Below are 24,157 nucleotides of genomic sequence, written 5' to 3' on the forward strand. Positions count from 1 at the left end.
CTCACAACAAGGACAAGACCGATGAGCGCGATTCTGCTTTTGGTTCTGGGCCTCGGCGGCATGGCCGCCGGCTACTTTGTCTACTCCCGCTTTATCGCGGAGAAGATTTACAAGCTTGATCCGGATTTCCGCACCCCGGCCCACGAGTTCGAGGACGGGGTCGACTTCGTGCCCACCAATCGCTTTGTGCTCTGGGGCCACCATTTCACCTCGGTGGCCGGCGCGGCGCCCATCGTCGGGCCCGCCATCGCGGTGATCTGGGGCTGGCTGCCCGCCTTTCTCTGGGTGGTGCTGGGGACCATCTTCTTCGCCGGCGTCCACGACAGCGGCGCGATCTGGGCCAGCGTGCGCAACCGCGCCAAGTCGGTGGGCGCGCTCACCGGCGAGGTGGTCGGCGGACGCGCCCGCAGCGTGTTCATGATCGTCATCTTCCTGGTGCTGCTGATGGTCAATGCGGTGTTCGGGGTGGTGATCGCCAAGCTGCTGATCAACAACCCCGGCGCCGTGGTGCCGGTATGGGGCGCCATCGCCGTGGCCCTGGTGATCGGCCAGTTGATCTACCGCCGCAAGATCGGCCTGGGCCTGGTCTCGGTGGTCGGCGTGGCGGCGCTCTACGCACTGATCTACATCGGCCCCTCGGTGCCGGTGACGCTGCCGGAAAGCACCGCCGGCCTGTCGCCCAACGCGCTCTGGATTCTGATTCTGTTCGGTTACGCGGCGATCGCGTCGCTGCTGCCGGTGTGGGTGCTGCTGCAGCCCCGGGACTACATCAACGGCCTGCAATTGTTTGTCGGCCTGATCCTGCTGTACGGCGCGGTGATCATCGCCAGCCCCACGGTTGTCGCGCCGATGATCAACTTCGGCGTGCCCGAAGGCACCCCCTCGATGCTGCCGCTGCTGTTCGTGACCATCGCCTGCGGCGCGATTTCCGGCTTCCACGGCCTGGTGGCCTCGGGCACCACCTCCAAGCAGCTGAACAAGGAAACCGACGCCCGCTTCGTCGGCTACTTCGGCGCCGTGGGTGAAGGCGCCCTGGCGCTGGCCGCGATCATCGCCGCCACCGCCGGCTTCGCCTCGCTGGCCGACTGGCAGGCGGTCTACTCCTCGTTCGGCCAGGGCAGCCTGACCGCCTTCGTGGACGGCGGCGCCTTTATTCTCGCCGCCGGCACCGGCATGGAAGTGACCGTGGCGGCCACCCTGCTCACGGTGATGGCGGCACTGTTCGCCGGCACCACCATGGACACCGGCCTGCGTCTGCAGCGCTACATTTTCCAGGAATGGGGCGAGATCTATAACATCGGCTGGATGCGCAAGGCGCTGCCCGCCACCCTGCTCTCCGTGGCCAGCTGCCTGATTCTGGCGTTCGGCGCCGGCGGCGCGGACGGCTCCGGCGGGCTGCTGATCTGGCCGCTGTTCGGCACCACCAACCAGCTGCTGGCCGGCCTCACCCTGCTGGTGATCACCGTGATGCTGGTGCGCCGCGGCCGGCCCACCTTCTACACCCTGGGCCCGCTGGTGTTCCTGCTGGTGATGACCCTGGCCGCGCTGCTGATGCAGCTGCGCGACTTCTTCGAGAAGGAGAACTGGTTCCTGCTGGGTCTGGACCTGGTGGTGCTGGTGGCGGCGGTGCTGGTCACCCTGGAGTGCGTGGCCGCGCTGCGCCGCGCCAAGGGCGCCGCCAACGACGAGAGCGCCTCTTGAGCGGCACGCAACCGGCGGCGCGTCTGATCGGCCGGCTGCGCCGCTGGTACCGGCGCGCCGGCGATCTGGGGGCGAGCTACTACAACGCCCCCTACCGGGCCGCGATCGCCCGGGCCCGGCGGGACGAGGAGGATCTGTTCATGCTGATGGTGTTCTCCGAAACCCTCGGCATCCCCAACCCGGCCACCTGGTACACCCTGGAGCTGCAGCCGCTGCTGCTGGACCGCTTCCACGACTGGCACAAACGCATGGGCATGCCCCATTCGCCCCTCGACCACTTCCGCTGCTGCTGATTCATGCCCGACCCGAACCGCCACACCGCTCTGGATATCGATACCCTGCTGCGCCGGCGCCGCCTGTTAATGGTGGGCGGCAAGGGCGGCGTGGGGAAAACCACGGTGGCCTCGGCCCTGGCATTGCGCGCCGCCAGCCTGGAACGCCGCGTACTGCTGGTGTCCACCGACCCGGCGCACAGCCTGGCGGACGCCTTCGACCGGGAGATCGGCGACCGGGAAACCGACCTGGCGGCCAACCTCACCGGCCTGGAAATCGATCCGGACAGCGAGGTGGACGCCCATCTGGAACGCGTGCGGGCGCAGATGGCCCGCTTCACCGGCGCCGACCAGCGCCCGGAACTGGAGCGCCAGCTGCGCCTCAGCCGCCAATCACCGGGGGCCCAGGAAGCGGCCCTGCTGGAGCGCATTACGACGATCATTGATCAGCAGGACCGCTTCGATCTGATTGTGTTCGACACCGCCCCCACCGGCCACACCCTGCGGCTGCTCAGCCTGCCGGAACTGATGGCGGCCTGGAGCGAAGGCCTGTTAAAGCAGAACCGGCGCACCGAACAGCTGGGCAAGGTGCTGGGCCATCTGACGCCGGGGCGGGACCTGGAGAGCCCGCTGGGGGAACCGGAGGACCGGGAACTGGAAGGGCTGGACCAGCGCGCCCGGGCGCTGGCGGCGCCACTGCTCGAGCGGCAGCGACGCTTCCACCGCGCGCGGCGGCGGCTGCAGGACACCGACCACACCGGCTTTGTGTTCGTGCTGACCCCGGAGCGGCTGCCGATCCTGGAAACCGAACGGGCCGTGGCCAGCCTCGGCGAGGCCCGGATCCCGGTGGCCGGAATGATCATCAACCGGGTGTTGCCGGACGAGGCGGAGGGCGCCTTCTTCCGCGCCCGCCGGGAGCGGGAGCAACGGCTGACGGCGGACATCGACCAGCGCCTGGGCGCCCTGCCCCGCCTCACTCTGCCGCTGCTGGCCGACGATATTCAGGGGGGCGACGCGCTGGAGGCGTTCGCCGGGCGCTTCAGCCAGCCACGTTGAACAATTTCACGTCGGGCCGGCCGGCCAGCAGGTCTTTCAAACCACCACCCAGGCCTTTCATGTTCTCGCGGTGGGCGTCCAGCGCCGCCTGATCGTTGTACTGCTCATAAATCATCACGGTGTCGCCGTCGTCCACGGACTGGTGGACGGTGTAACCGTGATTGCCCTCTTCCTTGCGGACTTCCACGGCGATGCGGCTCATCTCAGCGGCGAGCGCGTCGCCCTTGCCGGGTTGGGCGGTGAGGATAGCTACGATACCGAGCATGGTGATTCCTTTTTTGTTTGTGGAATAACTCTTTTGGAATGAGATTCCGAAAATGGAGCAAGCATGCTGGCACAGCGGTGTGGACGCGGCCATGGGGTTTTGCGTCGTGGATTGGGGTGGAAAGGACTTGGGAACAACTCGAGTGAGCGGGTTTTGGGAGCGTAGTCGAGGGATTTGGTGGTGGCTGAGAGGTTTGGGCGCGCTTTGCGCGCCGAGAGGGTGGGATTATTCGCCGGCTACGCCGGCTCACCCCTTCGGGGCCGCCGCCTTTGGCGGCGGTCCTTCGCGGCGCTTTGCGCCGCTCGGTCGAACCGGTGGGTTCGAATGAAACCACCCTCTCCGCCAGACGCGGACATAAAAAAAGCGCCCCTTGGGGCGCTTTTGTCCGCGTCTGGCGGAGAGGGTGGGATTCGAACCCACGGAGGACGCAAATCCTCGGCGGTTTTCAAGACCGCTGCATTCGACCACTCTGCCACCTCTCCGATGGGCGCCAATCATACCTGAGACGCTTTCGCAGTCAACGGTCCCGGGTCAATAAGGCTGCCATAACCGTGTGATTCAAGAGGGAAATCTTGATTTTGGCGCGAGTGTCCCTATTATCCATGGAACACCCTCAAGCAATGAGTCCGAGTATGAGCAACCACCCGAACCCGTACACCGCCCCCCACCGTCAGCATGCGGCGACGGCGGTCACCGGCGAGCGCGCCGCTCAGGTCCTGAAAAACACCTATATGCTGCTGGGGCTTTCCCTGATGGTCGCCACCGGCGCCGCGGTGTTCGCCATGGCAATGGGCATCGGCTACGTCAATGTGTTCGTGACACTGGGCGTCTACTTCGGCCTGCTGTTCGCCACCAATAAGCTGCGCAACAGTTCCTGGGGCATTCTCGCCGTGTTCGGCCTGACCGGCTGGCTGGGTTTCACCACCGGACCGATCATCAACATGTACGCCCAGATCAACGGCGGCATGGAAATCGTGTCCCTGGCCCTGGGCGGCACCGCCAGTATCTTCGTGGCCATGTCGGGTATCGCGCTGGTGACCCGCAAGGACTTCAGCTTCATGACCAACTTCATCATGGTTGGCATTCTGGTGGCCTTCCTGGCCGGCCTGGCGGCGGTGTTCTTCAACATCCCGGCGCTGTCACTGGCCGTGTCCGCCGCCTTCGTGCTGCTCTCGTCCCTGCTGATTCTGTGGCAGACCAGCGCCATCATTCACGGCGGCGAGACCAACTACATCATGGCCACGGTCACGCTGTTCGTGTCGATCTACAACCTGTTCCTGTCCCTGCTGCATATTCTCACCGCCCTTAGCGGGAATGATTAAAGTCAGTCTGCTCGTGACCGCCGGGCCGCAACGGCCCGGCGCCCTCACCGCCCTTCACACCGCCCAGGCGGTGGCCCGTTCCTCCCACCAGCTCTATCGCATCTTCTTCTACGGCGACGGTGTCCATCTGGCCAACCGTCTGGCCTGCCGTGGCGATCTGGCCTGTGACGCCCAGCGCGGCTGGCAGACGCTGGTGGCCGAGCACGGCTGGCCGGCGTCGGTGTGCGTGGGCGCCGCGCTCAAGCGCGGTATCAGTGACAGCGAGGAGGCCCGCCGCGCCGGTCTGAACGACGTCAGCGGCACCCTGGCGGACGGCTTCACGCTGGTGGGGCTGGGCGACTGGGTGGACGCCCTCACACAAAGCGACCGGGTGGTGCATTTTGGCTGATTCAGTGCTTTATCTGGTGGGCCACGCGCCGGGCCGCGGCGGCGGTTGGCGCGAAAGCGTGGACATGGCACTTACCGGCGCCGCCTTCGGCGTCACCACCCTGGTCTGGTTCGAGGCGGCGCCCTTGAAAGTGCTGGCGCGGCGCGCCGACCATGGGGACCTGCTCGCCGAGCTTACCGGCTTCGGCGTGCGCTGCGTGGCCCGGCGCGACGATCTGCCCGCCGGGCTGGACGGCATCGAGGGCCTGGACGACAGCGCGCTTCACGGGCTGCGGCACAGCGCCGCGCAACTGGTCATCTTATAATGTTGCACCTGATCGGCTTTGACGACCTGGACAGCGAAACCGGCCGCGACTGCCTGGCGGTCTACGAAAGCGGCGATCTGTGCGTGTTCGTCGACCAGGGCCATCTGGTGGCCGCCGACTTTCCACTGCAAGGGCCGGGCTTTCTGCTCGCCGAGGGCCCGCCGGCGGCACGCCCGGCGGATCTGGAAACCATTGACTACGACCGGCTGGTGGCCCTGATCGCCGAACAGGGTCCGGTCACCGGCTGGTACGACACCGAGAGCTCATGAGCGAACATCCTTTCGCGCCCTATGTGCGCACCCTGGGCCGTGGCAAACGGGCGCGGCGCAGCCTCACCCGGGAAGAAGCCGCCGACGCAATGGCGATGATCCTGCGCGGCGAGGCGGAACCGGCCCAGGTCGGCGCCTTCCTGATGCTGCTGCGCGTCAAGGAGGAGACCACCGAAGAGCTGGCCGGCTTCCTGGACGCCTGCCGGCCGGTGTGCCGGGAGCATCTCGCCGCCCTGCCCGCCGTCGACGTGGACTGGCCCAGCTACGCGGGCAAGAAGAAACACCACCCCTGGTACCTGCTGGCCGCCCGCCTGCTGGCCGACAACGGCCTGCGCATTCTGATGCACGGCGGCCCGGCGCATACCCCCAACCGCCGCTACAGCGACGACATGCTGGCGGAGCTGGGCCTGGCGTTGCCGGCCTCGGTGGCCGAGGCCGGCGAGCAGCTGGACAGCGACGGCCTGACCTATCTGGATCTGGGCCACTTCTGCCCGGCCCTGCCCGAGCTGCTGATGATGCGCTTCCAACTGGGCCTGCGCTCGCCGATCAATACGCTGGCGCGCAGCCTCAACCCGGCGGCCGCGCCGCTGAGCATGCAGAGCGTGTTCCACCCCGCCTATCTGGAGCTGCATCTGGGCGCGGCGAGCGCCTGCGGCGACCGCAACCTGCTGCTGTTCAAGGGCGAAGGCGGCGAGCTGGAGATCCGCCCGGACGCGCGCACCGCCCTCACCGGGCTGCGCCACGGCGAGCCGGCGGAGGGCGTGCTGAGCGCCGCCATGGGCCGCCAGACGCCGCCGGGCGAAGTGTCCGTGGCGCCCCTGCAGGCGCTGTGGCGCGGCCAGGCGGACGATGCCTACGGCGAGGCCGCGGTGATCAAGACCGTGGCGGCGGTGCTGTGGGGGCTGGAAAAGGTCGCCAGCCTGGAGGAAGGCGAAAAGGCGGCCGCCGCCCTGTGGGAAGCGCGGCGCCGGGACCGGCTCTAAGCGCCGCCGGTATCAGCAGCGCCGAACCAGCGGTAGCGCGGGTGCAGGCTGACCACGCTGCCGACGATGATCAGGGTGGGCGCGTGGATTTCACGGCCTTCGATGCGGTCGGCCAGGTCATCCAGGGTGCCGGTGATCACTTCCTGGGCGTCGGTGGTGCCGCGTGACACCAGCGCCACCGGGGTATCCGCCGCGCGCCCGTGCTCGATCAGCCGGGCGCAGATTTCGCGCAGCCCCACCAGCCCCATGTAGAACACCAGGGTTTCCTGCTCCGCCACCAGGCCGGCCCAGTTCAGATCCACGCTGCCGTCCTTGCGGTGGCCGGTGACGAAGCGCACCGACTGGGCGTGGTCCCGGTGGGTCAGCGGAATACCGGCGTAGGCGGCGCAGCCGCTGGCGGCGGTGATGCCGGGCACCACCTGGAACGGAATGCCGGCGGCCACCACCTCTTCCAGCTCCTCGCCGCCACGGCCGAAAATAAAGGGATCGCCGCCCTTCAGCCGGCACACCTTCTTGCCCTCGCGGGCGTAATGCACCAGCAGATCGTTGATGTTGTCCTGCGGCAAGGTGTGCCGGTCGCGGGCCTTGCCCACGTAGATCAGCTCCGCGTCCTCACGGGCCAGGGCGAGAATCTCCGGTGCCACCAGCCGGTCGTACAGCACCGTATCCGCCTTTCGCAGCAGGTGCAGGCCACGGAAGGTGAGCAGGTCCGGGTCGCCGGGGCCGGCGCCCACCAGATAGACCTCACCGTCCACCGGCGGCGGACGCTCCTGGTCGGCGTGGGCCACGGCGGCGTGCAGCGCCGCCTCCGCTTCGGATTCATGCCCGGAGAGCACCTGCTCCACCAGCGGGCCGTCCAGCTGCCGCTCCCAGAACGCTTCGCGGGCCTTGCGGTCCGGCAACGCCCGCGCCAGCGGCGCCCGGAAACGGCCCAGAATGCCGGCCAGGCGCCCCCAACGGCTGGGCAGCCAGGCTTCCAGCCGGGCCCGCAGCCGCCGGGTCAGCACCGGCGAGACGCCGGAGGAACTGATGGTGATGAACAAGGGATCGCGGTCGATCAGCGCGGGGAACACGAAACTGCTGATGTCCGGCCGGTCGACCACGTTGACCGGCACGCCCCGGGCGGCGCAAAGGGCCGCGACACGCTCGTTGAGCGCTCCGTCGTCGGTGGCCAGCACCACCAGCCGGGCGCCTTCCAGGTCGTCGTCCTGGAAGGCGCGGCGGTGACACTCACCGCCGGTCCCTTGCCGCTCCACCAGGGCCTGCAGTTCGGCGCGCCATTGCGGCGCCACCAGACGCAGGCGGGCCCCGGCGCGGTGCAGCAAGCGCGCCTTGCGCAGCGCGGTGTCGCCGCCGCCCACCACAACCACGGTGTGGCCGGCGAGCTTGAGCCCCAGGGGCAGAAAATCCATGGCGTTGCGTCCTCCCGGCGTGCCTTCAGCTCAGCCGTTCCAGGCCTCTCATGTAGGGCCGCAGGGCCTCGGGCACGGTCACGGAACCGTCCTCGTTCTGGTAGTTCTCCAGGATCGCCACCAGGGTGCGGCCCACGGCCAGACCGGAACCATTCAAGGTATGTACCAATTCCGGCTTGCCGGTCTCCGGGTTGCGCCAGCGCACCTGCATGCGGCGGGCCTGGTAATCCCGGAAGCTGGAGCACGAAGAGATTTCCCGGTAGCGGCCCTGGCTGGGCAACCACACTTCAATATCGTAGGTCTTGGCGGCGGAGAAGCCCAGGTCGCCGCCGCACAGGATCACCACCCGGTAAGGCAGGCCCAGTTTCTGGAGAATCGCCTCGGCGTGACCGGTGAGGTCTTCCAGGGCCTGGTCGGACTGGTCGGCGGGCACCAACTGCACCAGCTCCACTTTCTCGAACTGATGCTGGCGAATCATGCCGCGGGTGTCCTTGCCGTGGCTGCCCGCCTCGGAACGGAAACAGGGGGTGTGGCAGACATAGCGGCGCGGCATGCTGTCCGCCTCGAGAATCTCATCGGCGGCCAGATTGGTGACCGGCACCTCGGCGGTGGGGATCAGATAGAGCTCCCGCTCGCCTTCCATCTTGAACAGGTCTTCCTCGAATTTGGGCAGCTGGCCGGTGCCGCGCAGGGCCTCCGGGCCCACCAGATAGGGCACGTACAGTTCCTGGTAGCCGTGCTCCACGGCGTGGGTGTCGAGCATGAAATCGATCAACGCCCGGTGCAGGCGCGCCAGCTGGCCGCTCATCACCGCGAACCGGGCGCCGGACAGCTTGCTGGCACGCTCGAAATCCAGGTGGCCCTGGCTGAACGCCTCGCCCAGATCCACATGGTCCTTGGCGGTGAACGACAGCTCCGTGGGGGTGCCCCACTGCCGCACTTCCACGTTGTCGTCTTCGTCGTTGCCGGCGGGCACTTCGTCCACGGGCACGTTGGGCACGCCCATGAGAAAGTCGCGAATCTCTTCCTGGACCGCCTTGGAGCGGGCCACTTCCTGGTCCAGTTCCGCGTCCAGGGTCTTCAGGGTTTCCGCCACCTTGGCCTTGGCGGCGTCCACGTCCATGCCGGACTTGATCAGCTCGCCCACTTCCTTGGAGGCTTTCTTGCGCTGCGCCTGCAGGTCCTGGGAGCGCATGTCCGCCTCTTTGCGCCGGGCGTCGAGGCTTTCGAAGCCGGCCAGGTCCAGGTCATAGCGCCGTTTTTTCAACGCTTCACGGATGGCGTCGCCGTCCTGGCGCAGCGCACGGATATCAAGCATGGTCGGTCCCCTTGGGAATAAATCGTCGTTCGTCTCGCTGGCCAGCGGCCAGGGCCGCGAAGTTTAGCAAAATCCAAAGCCGCAAGCTTGTAGGAGGAGGCCTTGCCCTAATCGTCGTAACGCTTCCAGTTACTTTCAGCGTTCTTGCAGCGCAGGGTGCGCAGCTTGTCGGCGATGCGGATTTCCAGCCCTCGCTCCACCGGCTCGTAGAGGCGGGTGTCGCGTAGCTCCACGGGAAAATAGTTCTCGCCGTCGACGAAGGCATCGGGGAAATCGTGGGCGTAGTGGTATTCGGCCCCGTAGCCTTCGTTTTTCATCAGCTTGGTGGGCGCGTTACGCAGATGCAGCGGCACGTCGTTGCTGGGGTTGGCGGCCACCAGGGCGCGCGCCGCGTTATAGGCGTTGTAGACCGCGTTGCTCTTCGGCGCCACCGCCACATAGGCGATCGCCTGGGCCACCGCCAGCTCGCCTTCGGGGCTGCCGAGGCGCTCCTGAACGTCCCAGGCATTGAGACACAGGGTGAGCGCGCGCGGGTCGGCGTTGCCGATCTCCTCGCTGGCCATGCGCACCACCCGCCGGGCTATATACAGCGGGTCGCAGCCGCCATCGAGCATGCGCGCGAACCAGTACAGCGCGGCGTCCGGGTCGGAGCCGCGCACCGCCTTGTGCAGCGCGCTGATCTGGTCGTAGAAAACGTCGCCGCCCTTGTCGAAGCGCCGCACCGCGTCGCGCAGCACCTCTTCCATCAGCGGCCGGTCGATGCGCGGTTGCTCCCCGTCGGTGAGGTCCAGGGCGATCTCCAGCATATTCAGCAGCCGGCGGGCGTCACCGTCAGCGTAGCCGAGCAGCAGGTCGCGGGCGTCGTCCTCGATCACCGTGTCCGCCAGTTCCGGCTCCGCCAGGGCGCGGTTGAGCAGGCCGTCCAGGTCGGCCCGTTCCAGGCCGCGCAACCGGTACACCCGGGCCCGGGACAGCAGCGCGTTGTTCAATTCGAAGGAGGGGTTTTCCGTGGTGGCGCCGATGAAGATCACCGTGCCCTCCTCCACGTGCGGCAGGAAGGCGTCCTGCTGGGCCTTGTTGAAACGGTGCACCTCGTCGACGAACAGCACCGTGCGCCGGCCCTGCCCCAGCCGCGCCTTGGCCTGATCGACGGCGGCGCGGATGTCCTTGACCCCGGACAGCACCGCCGACAGCGTGATGAACTCGGCGTCCACGGAGCGGGCGAGAATCAACGCCAGGGTGGTCTTGCCGGTGCCCGGCGGGCCCCACAGGATCATCGAGTGCAGTTGACCGCGCTCGCTGGCCTGGCGCAGGGGTTTGCCGGGGCCCACCAGGTGTTTCTGGCCGACGTATTCGTCCAGATCGGCGGGACGCAACCGCGCCGCCAGCGGCTGGGCGGCGGCGCGGTTGTCGGTTTCGAACAGGTCGTTCATTGCTGGTTGATGATGTCGGTGCCTTCCGGCGGCTGGAAGTCGAAGCGGTCCGCGGCGGGCGCCTTGTTGAGGGTGAGATCGCGGAAATCGATCACCGTTTTCTGGCCCAGGGCGTCTTCCAGGCGCATGGATACCGGGCGCTGCCCGTCGAAGGTCACGTCCAGGGTTTCAAACAGCGGGTCGCTGCCGCGCGGCTTCAGGCGGTAGGTGATGTTGTCGCCGTTGCGGTCCTGCTCTTCAACGCGGAACGCCTTGCCCACCGCCGACGGGTCGCCGCCGAACAGCAGCGCCGGGGTCTCGCTGAGGTTTTCGTTGAGCGGTCGCACCACCACCTGCTCAAGATCGGCGTCGTACACCCAGACGGTTTCGCCGTCGGACACCGCCAGCTGCTCGTAGGGCCGCTCGGTGTGCCAGTAAAAACGGTTGCCGCGCGCCACTTCCATGGTGCCGGAGGCTTCCTGGGCGCGGCGCCCGTCCTGGTCGAGCACGGTCTGCTCGAAACCGCCGCGCAGGCTCTCCAGGCCCTGCAGCTTGGCGACCAGATCCTCGGCGGCGTTCGCCAGGGCCAGGGAGGGCAGCAGTGTTACCAACATCAAAAGCTTGTACATAGGGGTTCCTTGTCAGACCGGCGGCGGCGCGATCACTTCGCGCTGGCCATTGTGTCCGGCTTCGGACACCACACCGGCCATTTCCATGGCTTCCACCAGGCGGGCCGCCCGGTTGTAGCCGATCTTGAGTTTACGTTGCACCGAAGAGATGGAGGCGCGGCGGGACTGGGTGACATAGGCCACCGCCTCGTCGTAGAGCGGGTCGTCTTCCTCGCCGCCGTCGGCGCTTTCCATACCCGGCAGGGGCGCCGACAAATCCGAGCCCCCTTCGAGAATCTCCTCGAGATAATCCGGCTCGCCGCGCTTGCGCCAGTCGTCGCAAACCCGGTGCACCTCTTCATCTGAGACAAAGGCGCCGTGCACCCGTTCCGGCATGCTGGTGCCGGCGGGCAAATAAAGCATGTCGCCGTGGCCGAGCAGCTGCTCCGCCCCGCCCTGGTCGAGCACCGTGCGCGAGTCGATCTTGGACGACACCTGGAAACCGATCCGCGACGGCACGTTGGCCTTGATCAGGCCGGTGATCACATCCACCGACGGGCGCTGGGTGGCGAGAATCAGGTGGATGCCGGCGGCCCGGGCCTTCTGGGCGATACGGGCGATCAGCTCTTCCACCTTCTTGCCGACGATCATCATCATGTCGGCGAACTCGTCGATCACGATCACGATGTACGGCAGCTTCACCGCCAGCGGCGCCTCTTCGTTCAGGTCCATGGGGTCGCTGGGCTTCCACAGAGGGTCCTTGAGCGGCTCGCCCTTCTTCTCCGCCTCGGCCAGCTTGCGGTTGTAGCCGGCGATATTACGCACGCCCACCGAGGCCATCAGCCGGTAGCGGCGTTCCATTTCACCCACGCCCCAGCGCAGCGCGCTGGCCGCCTCCTTCATGTCGGTGACCACCGGCGTGAGCAGATGGGGGATGCCGTCGTAGACCGCCAGTTCCAGCATCTTGGGGTCGATCAGGATCATCCGCACGTCTTCCGGATTGGCCTTGAACATCAGCGACAGCAGCATCGCGTTCAGGCCCACGGATTTACCGGAACCGGTGGTACCGGCCACCAGCAGGTGCGGCATCTTGCCGAGATCCGCCATCACCGGGTTGCCGGAAATGTCCTTGCCCAGCGCCAGGGTCAGCGGCGAAGCGGCGTCGTCGAACATGCGCGAGCCGACCACCTCGGTGAGGCGGATCATTTCGCGCTGCTCGTTGGGAATCTCGATGCCCACCGTGGTCTTGCCGGGGATCACTTCCACCACCCGCACACTGATCACCGCCAGGGAGCGGGCCAGGTCCTTGGCCAGGTTGCTGATCTTGGACACCTTGATGCCCGCCGCCGGCTGAATCTCGAAGCGGGTGATCACCGGGCCGGGCTGCACCGCCACCACTTCGGCGTCGACGTTGAAGTCCTTGAGCTTGATCTCCAGCAGCCGGGACATGGCGTCCAGCGCTTCCTCGGAGTAACCGCCCTTGCTGTGGTCGTCCACCGCGTCGAGCAGCTCCAGCGGCGGCAGATCGCCGCTCACCTGGGCGGTGAACAGGGCGCGCTGCTTCTCTTTCTGGACGCGCTCGCTCTTTTCCACCGGCTTGGCGGGCTGGGCGATCTTGGGCGGGGTGCGGTTTTCCTGTTTCTTCTTCGCTTCGGTGACCACCTGGGCGCGCTTGTGGCGCGCCTCGCGGGCGGCCTGGCGCTCGGCGCGCTGCTCGCGGCGCTGGGCGAACCAGGCCGGCACTTTCTGGCCGATGCCCAGCACCAGCGCGCCCAGGCGTTCGGCGAGGACGATCCAGGACAGGTCGGTGAACACGGTGACGCCGATCAGGAACAGCGCCACCATCACCAGGGTGCCGCCCAGGGCGTTGAACGCCGCCAGCGACGCCTGCCCGACCACCTGCCCGAGGATGCCGCCGGCGTCCTCGGGCAGCGACAGGCCGGCGCCGGAGAAATGCATGTAGGCCAGCGCGGTGCCGCTCATCATGGTCAGCACGAAGCCCACCAGCCGCAGGCTGAACAGCGGCCAGCTGCCGGCCAGCCCGGCGTGGCGCTCGCGCAGCACCTTGAAGGCCCAGAACGCCACCAGCACCGGGAATACGTAGGCCATGTAGCCGAACAGGCCGAGCAACAGATCGGCGCAGAAGGCGCCGGCGCGTCCGCCGGCGTTGCTCACCTGGCCGGCGTCGCCCACGTAGGACCAGCCCGGATCACCGCTGTCGTAGGTGATCAGAGCCAGCAGCAGATACAGCGACAGGGCGATCAGGGCGATCACCATGCCTTCCATCAGGCCTTTCTTGAGATGGCGGGAAAACCCGGACGGTTTCGCGCCGGCGGCTGCCTTGGTCACTCGAGGCCTCTTACGTTGGTCAAACCCATTTCTTAGGAATCCTTCCTAAAGAGCTGAAATTACAAGGATTGTAGTCAATCCGGGCGCCATGAACCAGCGGCGGCGCCACGCTTCGCGCGGCCCGCGGTCCGACCTTGGCGTTCCCTATCGAAGTCATAGAGTGTACGCCCTTCACGGCCGATAGGATTTATTGTAGTTTGCTTGCGCCTTGAAAGGTGGCGTGCATGCCACAACTATTGCCCAATCAGCCGGACGGGTCACGCGGCCCGCGGCAACAATCCTGAATTCGTGGTGGAGGAATCAATGAGCGACGCGCAGCACCATCGACTGATCATCCTGGGTTCCGGCCCGGCGGGCTACACTGCGGCGGTGTATGCCGCCCGCGCCAACCTGAAACCCGTGGTGATCACCGGCATCGAGCCTGGCGGCCAGCTCACCACCACCACCGAGGTGGATAACTGGCCCGGTGACGTGGAGGGTCTCCAGGGTCCGGACCTGATGGTGCGCATGCAGCAGCACGCCGAGCGGTTCGAGACCGAGATTGTCTACGACCACATCCACACCGTAAACATCAAGGATCGCCCCTTCGTGCTGGAAGGCGACTCCGGCACCTACACCTGTGACGCGCTTATCATCGCCACCGGCGCTTCCGCCATGTATCTGGGGCTGGAGTCCGAGCAGGCGTTCATGGGCAAGGGCGTGTCCGCCTGCGCCACCTGCGACGGCTTTTTCTATCGCGGCCAGAAAGTGGCGGTGATCGGCGGCGGCAACACCGCCGTGGAAGAAGCGCTGTATCTGTCCAACATCGCCGAGGAAGTGGTGCTGGTGCACCGCCGCGACAAGCTGCGCGCCGAGAAGATCCTGCAGGACAAGCTGCTCGCCAAGGACAACATCAAGGTGATGTGGGACCACACCCTGGACGAAGTGCTGGGCGACGACTCCGGCGTCACCGGCATGCGGGTCAAGTCCACCAAGGACGACACCACCGAGAACGTGGAGCTGCAGGGCGTGTTCATCGCCATCGGCCATAAGCCCAACACGGACATCTTCCAGGGCCAGCTGGACATGAACAACGGCTACATCAAGATCAAGAGCGGTCTGGAAGGCAACGCCACCGCCACCAGCGTGCCCGGTGTGTTCGCCGCCGGCGACGTGGCCGACCACGTCTACCGTCAGGCGGTCACCTCCGCGGGTGCCGGCTGCATGTCGGCCCTGGACGCGGAGAAGTACCTGGAAAGCCTGGAAGAGTGACCGGAGAGTGATTCCCTGGCTGCCGCCGGGAAGTGACTTCCCGCCGCTCGAGGAGGCGCTGGATGACCCCAACGGCCTGCTCGCCGCCGGCAATGATCTGGCGCCGGACACGCTGATCAGCGCCTACACCAGGGGTATCTTCCCCTGGTACGACCCCAGCCAGCCGGTCCTGTGGTGGACCCCCAATCCCCGGTGCGTTTTTCGCCCCGGGGATTTTCATATCAGCCGCCGGCTCGGCCGGCACCTTCGCAATGCCGACCTGACCTTCTACCTGGACCGTGATTTCGAGCGGGTGATCGACGTCTGCGCGGCGCCCCGCGATGACGACGGCGGCACCTGGATCACACCGGAAATGCGCGCCGCCTACCTGCGGCTGCACGCACTCGGCCACGCCCACTGCGTCACCGTGTTCGAGGACGGCGAGCTGGCCGGCGGGCTGTACGGCGTGCAGCTGGGCGGCGTGCTGTTCGGCGAATCCATGTTTTCGACCCGCACCAACGGCTCGAAAAGCGTGCTGGCGCTGCTGTGGCGGCTGGCGCCACGGCTCGGCATCCGCCTGCTGGACGCCCAGGTGGAGAGCGAGCATCTGATGCGCCTGGGCGCCTTCCTGATGCCGCGGGTGGATTTCCAGCGGCAACTGGACGCCCTGATCACCGACATTACTCCCCTGCCCTGGCCGAAGGCGCCGATCCGCTGGAACGACGCCACGCCCTGAGCCGGTTACCCGGCGGTGCCGCGCTGCTCCGCGTAATCCTGGTAGGTCCGGATACTCTCCGGGTTGGCCATGGCGTCCGGGTTGGCGACTTTCTCCAGGCTCTGCCCGAGCAGCAGCTTCTTGATCGGCAGCTCCATTTTCTTACCGGTCAGGGTGCGTGGCACGTCCGGCACGGCAACGATGTCGTTGGGCACATGGCGGGCGGAGAGGTTGTCGCGAATGCCGGCCTTGATCCGCCCTTTCAGGTCCTCGTCCAGGGACACGCCCTCGCGCAGCACCACGAACAGCGGCATGAACGACTCCCGCCCCAGGTATTCCAGGTCCACCACCAGGCTGTCGAGCACCTCCGGCAGCTCCTCCACCACGCGGTAGATCTCGCTGGTGCCCATGCGAATGCCGTGGCGGTTGATGGTGGTGTCGGAACGGCCGTAGATCACCGCCCCGCCGCGTGGCGTGATGCGGATCCAGTCGCCGTGGCGCCAGATGCCGGGGAACACGTCGAAGTAGCTGTCGTGGTAGCGGTGGCCGCCCTCGTCGTTCCAGAAATACAGCGGCATGGAGGGCATCGGTTTGGTGACCACCAGCTCGCCCACTTCGTCGTCGAGAATGCGGCCGTCGTCGTCCATGGCGTAGACCGCCGTGCCCAGATAGCGGCACTGCATTTCACCGGCGTACACCGGCTGGATCGGACAGGCGCCCACGTAGGAGGCGGCCACATCGGTGCCGCCGCTGATGGCGGCGATCAGCACATCGCCGAGCTGATCCATGATCCAGCGGTAGCCCTCCTCCGGCAGCGGTGAACCGGTGGAACCCACGGTGCGGATGCGTCCGGTGTCCACCCATTGCGACGGCTCGATCTCCGCCTTCTTGCAGTTCAGGAAGTAGGCGGCGCCGGCGCCGAACACGGTGATGCCGGTCTCCTCGGCGAAACGCCACAGGGTGCCGAGATCCGGATAGCCCGGGTTGCCGTCGTACAGACAGATGGTGGCGCCGGTGAGCAGCCCGGACATCTGCGAATTCCACATGATCCAGCCGGTGGTGGTGAACCACATGAAGCGGTCGTCCGGGCCCAGGTCCAGATGCAGGGCGTGATTGAGCAGCCCGTTGATCAGCGCGCCGCCGTGGCCGTGCACGATCGGCTTGGGCATGCCGGTGGTGCCGGAGGAATAGACCACCCAGATCGGGTGATCGAACGGCAGTTGCTCGAACGCCATGGGCGCGTCGCGCTGGATCATCGAGGCCCAGGAACGGGCACCCGGCAATGCCGCGCCGTCATCCAGGTACGGCAGCAGCACCAGGTGCTCCAGGGTGGGCAGGTCGTCGCGCAGGCCGGCGACCACATCCAGGCGGTCGAAATCCTTGCCGCCGTAGCGGTAGCCGTCCACCGCGATCATCACCTTCGGGTCGATCTGCTGAAAGCGGTCGAGCACGCTGCGGGTGCCCATGTCCGGCGAACAGCTGGACCAGACCGCGCCGATGCTGGCGCAGGCCAGGAACGCCACCACCGTTTCCGGAATATTGGGCAGGTAGGCCACCACCCGGTCGCCGGGGCCCACGCCCAGGCCGCGCAGGCTGGCGGCGGTGGCGGCGATCTGGCGGTGCAGCTCGCCCCAGGTGAGGGTCTGGCGGCCGCGCAGCTCGGAGCGGGATTCAATGGCCGGGCGGCCCGGGTCGCCGATATGAAAGCGGAACACCTGCTCGGCGAGATTCAGGCGGGCACCCTCGAACCATTTGGCGCCGGGCATGGCGTGGCCGTCCAGCACCCGGGTATAGGGCTGCGAATGGCGAATATCGAAGTATTCCCAGAGCGACGCGTAGAAGCTCTCCAACTGGTCCACCGACCAGTCCCAGAGTTGCGGGTAATCGCTGAAGCTCAGCCCTTTCTCGGCCTTCAGCCAGTCCATGTAGTGGGTCAGGCGGCTGTTGGCCACGCGGTCGGCGTCCGGCGTCCAGAGCGGCGCCGGCGGGTTGTTGTTGCTGTTCATGGGCTCTCCCGTGCCGGTGCCCGGCGGAGGCCAACACAGCCCCTAAACCGCCACCGACGTTGTTTTGATTGTCATTATGTGGATACAAACCGGCTACAGACTAGCCAAGGCGCGGCCGCGAGGAAAGCGCCGAAGCGGTATTCCCGGAGGCCGCCGCTGGGCTAGAATGACGCCATGAGCGATTTGTCCGAACTGCGTTTTTTCCGCACCCCCGCCCACCCCTGCAGTTACCTGGAGGGCCGGCAGGCGGCCACGCTTTTCGTCGATCCGCAGACGCCCCTGGATGCCAGGCTCTACAGCGAATTGTCGCGCCTCGGATTCCGCCGCAGCGGCGACTATCTCTACCGGCCTCACTGCGAGGGCTGCCAGGCCTGCATTCCGGCCCGGGTACGGGTGGCGGATTTCCGGCCCCGCCGCCGCCACCGCCGGCTGATCAAGCGCAACAGCGACCTTACCGTCAGCGAGGAACCGGCGCGCTACACCCGGGAAATCTACCGCCTCTACGCCCGCTATATCGACCAGCGCCACGGCGACGGCGATATGTTTCCGCCCTCCGAGGAGCAGTTCACCGGCTTTCTCACCTGCGACTGGGCCGACACCCGCTTCCACTGTTTCCGTGACGCGGACGACACGCTGCTGGCGGTGGCGGTCACCGACCACCTGGACGACGGCCTGTCGGCGGTCTACACCTTTTTCGACCCGGACCAGGAAGCCCGCGGCCTGGGTGTCAACGCCCTGCTCTGGCAGATTCAGGCCAGCCACCGTCTGGGGCTGCCCTATCTCTATCTCGGCTACTGGATCCGCCAGTGCCAGAAGATGAGCTACAAGAGCCAGTACCAGCCGCTGGAGCTGCTGCGTGACGGACGCTGGCGGCTGCACACCTCGGACGGTGGATAACCGTCAATAGCCTTTGCACGATAAGTCCATTTACGGCACAATTGCGCTCCCTCTGAAGCCGAAGATCGGAATTTTACTGGATGGCGAAAGAAGAGCAGATTGAATTGGAAGGGGTGGTTCTGGAAACCCTTCCGAACACCATGTTCCGCGTGAAGCTGGACAATGACCACATTATCACCGCCCATATTTCCGGGAAGATGCGCAAATTCTATATCCGCATCCTGACCGGCGACCGGGTCAAGGTGGAGATGTCGCCCTATGACCTGAGCAAGGGCCGCATCACGTTCCGGATGAAATAATCCGCCGCCGGCGCCAGCGACGCGCCCGCAAAAAAAACCCGGCCGAAGCCGGGTTTTTTACGTTCAGGGGCGACCTCAGCAGGTCGCCTCCGCTTCGGACGCATCCACCGTCAGCACCAGTCCATCGTCGCCGGCGGTAATGCGTACCTGGCCGCCGCGGTCCGCCAATTCGCCGAACAGCAGCTTCTCCGCCAGGGGCTTCTTGATCTGCTCCTGGATCAAGCGGGCCATGGGCCGGGCGCCCATGTCCTTGTCGTAGCCCTTCTCCGCCAGCCAGCGGCGCGCGCCGTCGTCCACGTCGAGCACCACCGCTTTCTCGTCCAGCTGCGCCTGCAGCTCCACCAGGAACTTGTCGACCACGCCCAGGATCACTTCCGGGGTGAGCGCGCTGAACTGGATGATGCCGTCCAGGCGGTTGCGGAACTCCGGCGAGAACACCTTCTTGAGCATTTCCATGCCGTCCGTGGACTGGTCCTGCTCGGTGAAGCCGATGGTGCGCTTGTTGAGCACCTCGGCGCCGGCGTTGGTGGTCATGATCACGATCACATTGCGGAAGTCCGCCTTGCGGCCGTTGTTGTCGGTGAGGCTGGCGTTATCCATCACCTGCAACAGGATGTTGAACACCTCCGGGTGCGCCTTCTCGATCTCATCCAGCAGCAGCACGCAGTGCGGCGTCTTGGTGACCGCCTCGGTGAGCAGCCCGCCCTGATCGAACCCGACATAGCCCGGGGGCGCGCCGATCAGCCGGCTGACGGTGTGCCGCTCCATGTACTCGGACATGTCGAAGCGCACCAGCTCCACGCCCAGGGCGCGGGCCAGCTGACGGCTGACCTCGGTCTTGCCCACCCCGGTGGGGCCGGCGAACATAAAGGACCCGATCGGTTTGTGGTCGGCCTTGAGACCGGCACGGGACAGTTTGATCGCCGCCGAAATGGTGTCGATGGCGTCCTCCTGGCCGAACACGGTCATCTTCAGATCCCGCTCCAGGTTCTGCAGCACTTCCTTATCGGAAGAGGACACCTGCTTGGGCGGAATCCGGGCGATTTTCGCCACGATGGCTTCCACGTCCGCCTGATCGATGGTTTCCTTGCGCTCGCCTTCCGGGCGCAGACGCTGCCAGGCGCCGACCTCGTCGATCACGTCGATGGCCTTGTCCGGCAGGAAGCGGTCGTTGATGTAACGCGCGCTCAGCTCCGCCGCCGTCTTCAGGGCCGCGTCGGTGTAGACCACGTTGTGGTGCGCCTCGAAACGGCTCTTGAGCCCCTTGAGGATGCCCACCGTGTCTTCCACCGAGGGTTCCACCACGTCGATCTTCTGGAAGCGGCGGGACAGCGCCCGGTCCTTCTCGAAGATGGTGCGGTACTCGGTGAAGGTGGTGGAGCCCATGCACTTGAGCTCGCCGGAGGCCAGCATCGGCTTGAGCAGGTTGGAAGCGTCCATGACGCCGCCGGACGCCGCCCCGGCCCCGATGATGGTGTGGATCTCATCAATGAACAGAATGGCGTTGTCCTGCTTGCGCAGCTCCGAGAGCAGGTTCTTCAGGCGCTTCTCGAAATCACCCCGGTACTTGGTGCCCGCCAGCAGCGCGCCCAGATCCAGGGAGTAGACGGTGGCGTCGAGCAGCGGCTCGGGCACCCTCTCTTCCACGATCATCCGCGCCAGCCCCTCGGCGATGGCGGTCTTGCCGACACCCGGCTCGCCCACCAGCAACGGGTTGTTCTTGCGGCGGCGGCAGAGGATCTGCGCGGCGCGCTCGATCTCGAACGCACGGCCCACCAGCGGGTCGATACGGTCCGCGCGGGCCAGCTCGTTGAGGTTGCTGGCATAGGATTCCAGCGCGCTGGCCGGTGCGCCTTCGGCGCCGCCGTCCATTTCCTCGCGCTGTTCCGCGGCCGGGTCGTTGTCCTCCACCTGGGAAATGCCGTGGGCGATGAAATTGACCACGTCCAGACGGTGCACGTCCTGGCTGTTGAGCAGGTAAACCGCCTGGCTCTCCTGTTCGTTGAAGATCGCCACCAGCACGTTGGCCCCGGTGACTTCCTTATTGCCCGAGGACTGCACGCTGAATACGGCGCGCTGCAGCACCCGCTGGAAACCCAGGGTGGGCTGCGTGTCGCGTTCGCCGTCTTCCGGCAGTAACGGGGTGGAATCGTCGATGAACTGAGTCAGGGCCTCGCGCAGCTCTTCCATATCGGCGCCGCAGGCGCGCAACACTTCCACCGCCGCCTCGTTATCGAGCAGCGCCAGCAACAGATGTTCCACGGTCATGAATTCATGCCGGTGGCTGCGTGCGTGGTGGAAAGCCTCGTTGAGAGTCAGTTCCAGTTCTTTGCTGAGCATAGGCTACCTCACTGCTTGTTGCCCGCTCCGTTGCCGGAGACTATCAGGCCTTTTCGACCTGGCACATCAGCGGATGCTGATTTTCACGGGCGTAGTCGACCACTTGCGCGGCCTTGGTTTCGGCGATGTCCTGGGGAAACACCCCGCACACCGCCTTCCCCCGGGTATGCACCGTCAGCATAACCCGGGTGGCTTGCTCGCGGTCCATGCGAAAGAAGGTTTCCAGCACCTCGACGACGAAATCCATGGGGGTGTAGTCGTCGTTCAACATCAATACTTTGTACATCGGCGGGCGCTTGAGTCGAGGCTTGGCTTCCTCAACGGTGGCCTCGCCATGACGATCGGGCTCATCCGGCTTGCCAGGGTCCGACGCCGGGCCCCAGATGTGGCCGGTAGAGCGCCTGTCGCTCATGTGAACAAATATCGGGTGTTGCTGCCTCTTCATAACCATCTCTAACGGTTGTATACCCACCGGCGTCAGCGGGCAATGAACAAATGAGGGGTGTCCGGGTATTTTTCAATCCCCACCGGGGGTTGACACCCTCGCGGCCTTAGGGAACAGTTGATCAAAAACCAGCCTATTCTATCGCAGCCGCGATAAATAAGAACAATCACAGCCAGCGGCCAGAGGGAAGGACCATGGCAACGGGAACAGTGAAATGGTTTAACAACGCCAAGGGCTACGGCTTCGTGCGGCCCGATGAAGGCGGTGACGACCTTTTCGTGCATTACTCCTACATTCAGGAGGAAGGGTACAAAACCCTGTACGCAGGCCAGAACGTGGAGTACGAGCTGCGCGAGGCCAGCAAAGGCTACCACGCGGTCAATCTTAAACCGGGTGAGGTCAAAAACGGGAAAGACGGCAAGGACGGAGAGTCCCCGACTTCCCGCCGCCAGAAACCACGACGACGGGACCGGGAAAACAGCGCCGTCTCCGGCTGACGCCGGGACCGCGCGGAGGCCGGGGCCGATCAGACCCCCATGTGCTCGATCACGGCGTCGCCGAACTGAGAACACTTGAGCAGGGTCGCGTCGGGCATCAAACGCTCGAAGTCGTAGGTCACGGTCTTCGCGGCGATCGCGCCTTCCATGCCGGTGATCACCAGATCGGCGGCATCGTTCCAGCCCATGTGACGCAGCATCATCTCCGCGGAGAGAATCAGCGAGCCCGGGTTCACCTTGTCCTGGCCGGCGTACTTCGGCGCGGTGCCGTGGGTGGCCTCGAACAGGGCCACCGAGCCGCCGATGTTGGCGCCCGGCGCGATGCCGATGCCGCCCACTTCCGCCGCCAGGGCGTCGGAAATGTAGTCGCCGTTCAGGTTCAGAGTGGCGATCACGCTGTAATCCGCGGGACGCATCAGAATCTGCTGCAGGAAGGCGTCGGCGATCACGTCCTTGATGACGATGTCCTTGCCGGTACGCGGGTTCTTCATCACGTGCCAGGGGCCGCCGTCCAGGGGCTCGGCGCCGTAGCGCTCCACCGCCAGCTCATAACCCCAGTTCTTAAACGAACCCTCGGTGTACTTCATGATGTTGCCTTTGTGCACCAGGGTGACCGAATCCTTGTCATTGTCGATGGCGAACTGGATCGCCTTGCGCACCAGGCGCTGGCTGCCCTCGCGGGAAACCGGCTTGATGCCGATGCCGCAGCCTTCCGGGAAGCGGATCTGGGTGACACCCATCTCCTCGCGCAGGAAGCGGATCAGCTTGGTGGCTTCGGGGCTGTCGGCCGCCCACTCGATGCCGGCGTAAATGTCCTCGGAGTTCTCGCGGAAGATCACCATGTCGGTGAGCTCCGGGTGACGTACCGGGCTGGGCACGCCCTCGAACCAGCGCACCGGACGCATGCAGGTGTACAGGTCCAGCTCCTGGCGCAGGGCCACGTTCAACGACCGGATGCCGCCGCTCACCGGGGTGGTCAGCGGGCCCTTGATGCCCACGGTGTATTCCCGCAGGGCCTCCAGGGTTTCTTCCGGCATCCAGGTGTCCGGGCCGTAAACCTTGGTGGCTTTTTCACCGGCGTAGACTTCCATCCAGGTGATGCCACGTTTGGTGCCGTAGGCTTTTTCTACAGCGGCGGTAACCACTTTCATCATCACCGGCGTGATATCGACGCCGATGCCGTCCCCTTCAATGTACGGAATAACCGGGTGGTTGGGGACATTCAGGGATAGGTCCGCATTAACGGTGATTTTGTCACCGTCCGCCGGAACCGTGATCTTTTGGTATCCCATCTACACTACTCCCTCTGAAAAAAACCGTCGGATTCGGTTGCCTGGCGAGTATAGCACTCAGCCGTTATTCTTGCTTGGCCTTGACGGGCCTACTAAGGCGTTTTTTGACATGGCCAGACTGATTTTGTTTAACAAACCCTTTCAGGTGCTCTCCCAGTTCACCGATCCACGGGGACGGCGCACGCTGAAGGATTTCATTCCGGTGCCGGGGGTCTACCCCGCCGGCCGGCTGGACTGGGACTCTGAGGGCCTGCTGTTACTGACCGATGACGGCGCCCTGCAGGCGCACATCGCCAGCCCCCGCTTCCACCAGGCCAAGACCTACCTGGTGCAGGTAGAGGGGGAGCCGTCGGAAGACGCCCTCCAGCGCCTGCGCCAGGGCATCACCCTGAAGGACGGCCCCTGCCGTCCGGCACCGGTGGAAGCGGTGCCGCCGCCGGCCCTGTGGCCACGGCACCCGCCGGTGCGCACGCGGCTCACGGTAGCCGACCAGTGGCTGGAACTCACCCTAGACGAAGGTCGCAACCGCCAGGTCCGGCGCATGACCGCCGCCATCGGCCACCCCACCCTGCGGCTGGTACGCTGGCGCATCGGTGACTGGGACCTGAGCGGCCTGGCCCCCGGCGAATGGCGTGAACTGCAAATCCACGCCCCCAAAAAGCCGCCCCGCCCGGCCGCGCGCAAAGGCCGGCGCCGGGCTCCGGCCCGGGGTACGCGCGGGCCTCGTGGCTGAGGCACCGCCCGCGGCTGTCGCGGCGCGCCCGGGTGCGCTACCAT

Annotated in this window: 24 protein-coding genes and 1 tRNA gene; 14 read left to right on the plus strand and 11 right to left on the minus strand. The window is 66.0% G+C overall.

What is annotated here, in order from left to right:
* Positions 1 to 21 precede the first annotated feature (21 nt).
* From ACMG4O_RS11425 to ACMG4O_RS11435, 3 genes are read left to right on the plus strand one after another with little or no spacing between them, the layout of a single operon-like run.
* Entirely contained in the window at positions 22 to 1,701 is a 1,680-nt protein-coding gene (locus tag ACMG4O_RS11425) for a carbon starvation protein A (RefSeq protein WP_414433816.1), read from the plus strand.
* A 26-nt stretch (positions 1,702 to 1,727) separates the two neighbouring features.
* A complete protein-coding gene (locus ACMG4O_RS11430; protein ID WP_185956919.1) occupies positions 1,728 to 1,994 on the plus strand; it encodes a cory-CC-star protein in 267 nt (88 codons plus the stop codon).
* Positions 1,995 to 1,997: 3 nt separating this feature from the next.
* Positions 1,998 to 3,029, plus strand: coding sequence for an ArsA family ATPase (locus tag ACMG4O_RS11435; protein ID WP_414433817.1), 1,032 nt, complete (start codon positions 1,998 to 2,000; stop codon positions 3,027 to 3,029).
* Here the strand turns inward: ACMG4O_RS11435 and ACMG4O_RS11440 are convergent.
* Together ACMG4O_RS11440 and ACMG4O_RS11445 are read right to left on the minus strand one after the other, a co-directional pair.
* On the minus strand, positions 3,013 to 3,294 hold the full coding sequence (locus tag ACMG4O_RS11440; RefSeq protein WP_067612904.1) for a putative quinol monooxygenase: 282 nt from the start codon (positions 3,292 to 3,294) through the stop codon (positions 3,013 to 3,015). The genes ACMG4O_RS11435 and ACMG4O_RS11440 overlap by 17 nt on opposite strands.
* Before the next feature lie 392 nt (positions 3,295 to 3,686).
* Positions 3,687 to 3,776, minus strand: a tRNA-Ser gene (locus ACMG4O_RS11445).
* 150 nt (positions 3,777 to 3,926) lie between these two features.
* Here ACMG4O_RS11445 and ACMG4O_RS11450 point away from each other — a divergent pair.
* From ACMG4O_RS11450 to ACMG4O_RS11470, 5 genes are read left to right on the plus strand one after another with little or no spacing between them, the layout of a single operon-like run.
* Positions 3,927 to 4,616, plus strand: a complete 690-nt coding sequence (locus tag ACMG4O_RS11450) for a Bax inhibitor-1/YccA family protein (RefSeq protein ID WP_228548030.1) — start codon at positions 3,927 to 3,929, stop codon at positions 4,614 to 4,616.
* The gene (gene tusD / locus ACMG4O_RS11455) at positions 4,609 to 5,004 is read left to right on the plus strand and encodes a sulfurtransferase complex subunit TusD (RefSeq protein WP_228548031.1); all 396 of its coding nucleotides are present in this window, start codon (positions 4,609 to 4,611) and stop codon (positions 5,002 to 5,004) included. Before ACMG4O_RS11450 ends, tusD begins: the two co-directional genes overlap by 8 nt.
* Positions 4,997 to 5,308, plus strand: a complete 312-nt coding sequence (locus ACMG4O_RS11460; RefSeq protein ID WP_194856026.1) for a hypothetical protein — start codon at positions 4,997 to 4,999, stop codon at positions 5,306 to 5,308. Before tusD ends, ACMG4O_RS11460 begins: the two co-directional genes overlap by 8 nt.
* Positions 5,308 to 5,577 carry a hypothetical protein gene (locus ACMG4O_RS11465; RefSeq protein WP_142948780.1) on the plus strand — a complete coding sequence of 90 codons (270 nt, stop codon included), beginning with the start codon at positions 5,308 to 5,310 and terminating at the stop codon, positions 5,575 to 5,577. Before ACMG4O_RS11460 ends, ACMG4O_RS11465 begins: the two co-directional genes overlap by 1 nt.
* Positions 5,574 to 6,560 carry a glycosyl transferase family protein gene (locus tag ACMG4O_RS11470; RefSeq protein ID WP_194856027.1) on the plus strand — a complete coding sequence of 329 codons (987 nt, stop codon included), beginning with the start codon at positions 5,574 to 5,576 and terminating at the stop codon, positions 6,558 to 6,560. The genes ACMG4O_RS11465 and ACMG4O_RS11470 overlap by 4 nt, the downstream gene beginning before the upstream one ends.
* Here ACMG4O_RS11470 and cysG read toward each other — a convergent pair.
* From cysG to ACMG4O_RS11495, 5 genes are all read right to left on the minus strand, one after another.
* The gene (cysG, locus tag ACMG4O_RS11475) at positions 6,557 to 7,972 is read right to left on the minus strand and encodes a siroheme synthase CysG (protein WP_335628899.1); all 1,416 of its coding nucleotides are present in this window, start codon (positions 7,970 to 7,972) and stop codon (positions 6,557 to 6,559) included. The genes ACMG4O_RS11470 and cysG overlap by 4 nt on opposite strands.
* A gap of 25 nt (positions 7,973 to 7,997) precedes the next feature.
* The gene (gene serS, locus ACMG4O_RS11480) at positions 7,998 to 9,290 is read right to left on the minus strand and encodes a serine--tRNA ligase (protein WP_414433818.1); all 1,293 of its coding nucleotides are present in this window, start codon (positions 9,288 to 9,290) and stop codon (positions 7,998 to 8,000) included.
* A gap of 107 nt (positions 9,291 to 9,397) precedes the next feature.
* Entirely contained in the window at positions 9,398 to 10,723 is a 1,326-nt protein-coding gene (locus ACMG4O_RS11485; RefSeq protein ID WP_335628900.1) for a replication-associated recombination protein A, read from the minus strand.
* Positions 10,720 to 11,331, minus strand: coding sequence for an outer membrane lipoprotein chaperone LolA (gene lolA / locus ACMG4O_RS11490; protein ID WP_142948785.1), 612 nt, complete (start codon positions 11,329 to 11,331; stop codon positions 10,720 to 10,722). The genes ACMG4O_RS11485 and lolA overlap by 4 nt, the downstream gene beginning before the upstream one ends.
* Positions 11,332 to 11,343: 12 nt before the next feature.
* Positions 11,344 to 13,659, minus strand: a complete 2,316-nt coding sequence (locus ACMG4O_RS11495; RefSeq protein WP_414433819.1) for a DNA translocase FtsK — start codon at positions 13,657 to 13,659, stop codon at positions 11,344 to 11,346.
* 303 nt (positions 13,660 to 13,962) lie between these two features.
* Between ACMG4O_RS11495 and trxB the strand changes: the two genes are divergently transcribed.
* Entirely contained in the window at positions 13,963 to 14,910 is a 948-nt protein-coding gene (gene trxB, locus ACMG4O_RS11500; RefSeq protein WP_142948787.1) for a thioredoxin-disulfide reductase, read from the plus strand.
* Between the two features lie 7 nt (positions 14,911 to 14,917).
* Positions 14,918 to 15,625, plus strand: coding sequence for a leucyl/phenylalanyl-tRNA--protein transferase (gene aat / locus ACMG4O_RS11505; RefSeq protein ID WP_142948788.1), 708 nt, complete (start codon positions 14,918 to 14,920; stop codon positions 15,623 to 15,625).
* A gap of 5 nt (positions 15,626 to 15,630) precedes the next feature.
* On the opposite strand, the gene ACMG4O_RS11510 is transcribed toward aat, so the two are convergent.
* Complete coding sequence (locus ACMG4O_RS11510; protein ID WP_414433820.1) at positions 15,631 to 17,610, minus strand: acetoacetate--CoA ligase; 1,980 nt, start codon at positions 17,608 to 17,610, stop codon at positions 15,631 to 15,633.
* A 174-nt stretch (positions 17,611 to 17,784) separates the two neighbouring features.
* On the opposite strand from ACMG4O_RS11510, the gene ACMG4O_RS11515 reads away from it, so the two are divergent.
* Positions 17,785 to 18,507, plus strand: coding sequence for an arginyltransferase (locus tag ACMG4O_RS11515; protein WP_142948790.1), 723 nt, complete (start codon positions 17,785 to 17,787; stop codon positions 18,505 to 18,507).
* Between the two features lie 80 nt (positions 18,508 to 18,587).
* Entirely contained in the window at positions 18,588 to 18,806 is a 219-nt protein-coding gene (infA, locus tag ACMG4O_RS11520) for a translation initiation factor IF-1 (RefSeq protein ID WP_067606353.1), read from the plus strand.
* Positions 18,807 to 18,881: 75 nt separating this feature from the next.
* On the opposite strand, the gene clpA is transcribed toward infA, so the two are convergent.
* On the minus strand, positions 18,882 to 21,146 hold the full coding sequence (gene clpA, locus ACMG4O_RS11525; protein WP_142948791.1) for an ATP-dependent Clp protease ATP-binding subunit ClpA: 2,265 nt from the start codon (positions 21,144 to 21,146) through the stop codon (positions 18,882 to 18,884).
* 43 nt (positions 21,147 to 21,189) lie between these two features.
* Positions 21,190 to 21,558 carry an ATP-dependent Clp protease adapter ClpS gene (gene clpS, locus ACMG4O_RS11530; protein WP_142948792.1) on the minus strand — a complete coding sequence of 123 codons (369 nt, stop codon included), beginning with the start codon at positions 21,556 to 21,558 and terminating at the stop codon, positions 21,190 to 21,192.
* Between the two features lie 227 nt (positions 21,559 to 21,785).
* Here clpS and ACMG4O_RS11535 point away from each other — a divergent pair, with 227 nt between their 5' ends.
* Positions 21,786 to 22,088 carry a cold-shock protein gene (locus tag ACMG4O_RS11535; RefSeq protein ID WP_067610712.1) on the plus strand — a complete coding sequence of 101 codons (303 nt, stop codon included), beginning with the start codon at positions 21,786 to 21,788 and terminating at the stop codon, positions 22,086 to 22,088.
* A gap of 29 nt (positions 22,089 to 22,117) precedes the next feature.
* Here ACMG4O_RS11535 and icd read toward each other — a convergent pair whose 3' ends face one another.
* A complete protein-coding gene (gene icd, locus ACMG4O_RS11540; protein WP_142948794.1) occupies positions 22,118 to 23,380 on the minus strand; it encodes an NADP-dependent isocitrate dehydrogenase in 1,263 nt (420 codons plus the stop codon).
* 109 nt (positions 23,381 to 23,489) lie between these two features.
* Between icd and ACMG4O_RS11545 the strand changes: the two genes are divergently transcribed.
* On the plus strand, positions 23,490 to 24,113 hold the full coding sequence (locus ACMG4O_RS11545) for a pseudouridine synthase (protein WP_194856035.1): 624 nt from the start codon (positions 23,490 to 23,492) through the stop codon (positions 24,111 to 24,113).
* The last annotated feature ends 44 nt before the right edge of the window (positions 24,114 to 24,157 follow it).

The organism is Alloalcanivorax venustensis (assembly GCF_047495515.1).
GTDB classification, from domain to species: Bacteria; Pseudomonadota; Gammaproteobacteria; order Pseudomonadales; family Alcanivoracaceae; genus Alloalcanivorax; species Alloalcanivorax venustensis.

Bases quoted from the DNA above. Each gene is read 5' to 3' on its own strand.
- ACMG4O_RS11425 (WP_414433816.1), top strand. From the start codon at position 22: ATGAGCGCGATTCTGCTTTTGGTTCTGGGCCTCGGCGGCATGGCCGCC.
- ACMG4O_RS11435 (WP_414433817.1), top strand. From the start codon at position 1,998: ATGCCCGACCCGAACCGCCACACCGCTCTGGATATCGATACCCTGCTG.
- ACMG4O_RS11440 (WP_067612904.1), bottom strand. From the start codon at position 3,294: ATGCTCGGTATCGTAGCTATCCTCACCGCCCAACCCGGCAAGGGCGAC.
- ACMG4O_RS11450 (WP_228548030.1), top strand. From the start codon at position 3,927: ATGAGCAACCACCCGAACCCGTACACCGCCCCCCACCGTCAGCATGCG.
- tusD (WP_228548031.1), top strand. From the start codon at position 4,609: ATGATTAAAGTCAGTCTGCTCGTGACCGCCGGGCCGCAACGGCCCGGC.
- ACMG4O_RS11465 (WP_142948780.1), top strand. From the start codon at position 5,308: ATGTTGCACCTGATCGGCTTTGACGACCTGGACAGCGAAACCGGCCGC.
- ACMG4O_RS11470 (WP_194856027.1), top strand. From the start codon at position 5,574: ATGAGCGAACATCCTTTCGCGCCCTATGTGCGCACCCTGGGCCGTGGC.
- cysG (WP_335628899.1), bottom strand. From the start codon at position 7,972: ATGGATTTTCTGCCCCTGGGGCTCAAGCTCGCCGGCCACACCGTGGTT.
- serS (WP_414433818.1), bottom strand. From the start codon at position 9,290: ATGCTTGATATCCGTGCGCTGCGCCAGGACGGCGACGCCATCCGTGAA.
- ACMG4O_RS11485 (WP_335628900.1), bottom strand. From the start codon at position 10,723: ATGAACGACCTGTTCGAAACCGACAACCGCGCCGCCGCCCAGCCGCTG.
- lolA (WP_142948785.1), bottom strand. From the start codon at position 11,331: ATGTACAAGCTTTTGATGTTGGTAACACTGCTGCCCTCCCTGGCCCTG.
- trxB (WP_142948787.1), top strand. From the start codon at position 13,963: ATGAGCGACGCGCAGCACCATCGACTGATCATCCTGGGTTCCGGCCCG.
- ACMG4O_RS11510 (WP_414433820.1), bottom strand. From the start codon at position 17,610: ATGAACAGCAACAACAACCCGCCGGCGCCGCTCTGGACGCCGGACGCC.
- ACMG4O_RS11515 (WP_142948790.1), top strand. From the start codon at position 17,785: ATGAGCGATTTGTCCGAACTGCGTTTTTTCCGCACCCCCGCCCACCCC.
- infA (WP_067606353.1), top strand. From the start codon at position 18,588: ATGGCGAAAGAAGAGCAGATTGAATTGGAAGGGGTGGTTCTGGAAACC.
- clpA (WP_142948791.1), bottom strand. From the start codon at position 21,146: ATGCTCAGCAAAGAACTGGAACTGACTCTCAACGAGGCTTTCCACCAC.
- clpS (WP_142948792.1), bottom strand. From the start codon at position 21,558: ATGAGCGACAGGCGCTCTACCGGCCACATCTGGGGCCCGGCGTCGGAC.
- ACMG4O_RS11535 (WP_067610712.1), top strand. From the start codon at position 21,786: ATGGCAACGGGAACAGTGAAATGGTTTAACAACGCCAAGGGCTACGGC.
- icd (WP_142948794.1), bottom strand. From the start codon at position 23,380: ATGGGATACCAAAAGATCACGGTTCCGGCGGACGGTGACAAAATCACC.
- ACMG4O_RS11545 (WP_194856035.1), top strand. From the start codon at position 23,490: ATGGCCAGACTGATTTTGTTTAACAAACCCTTTCAGGTGCTCTCCCAG.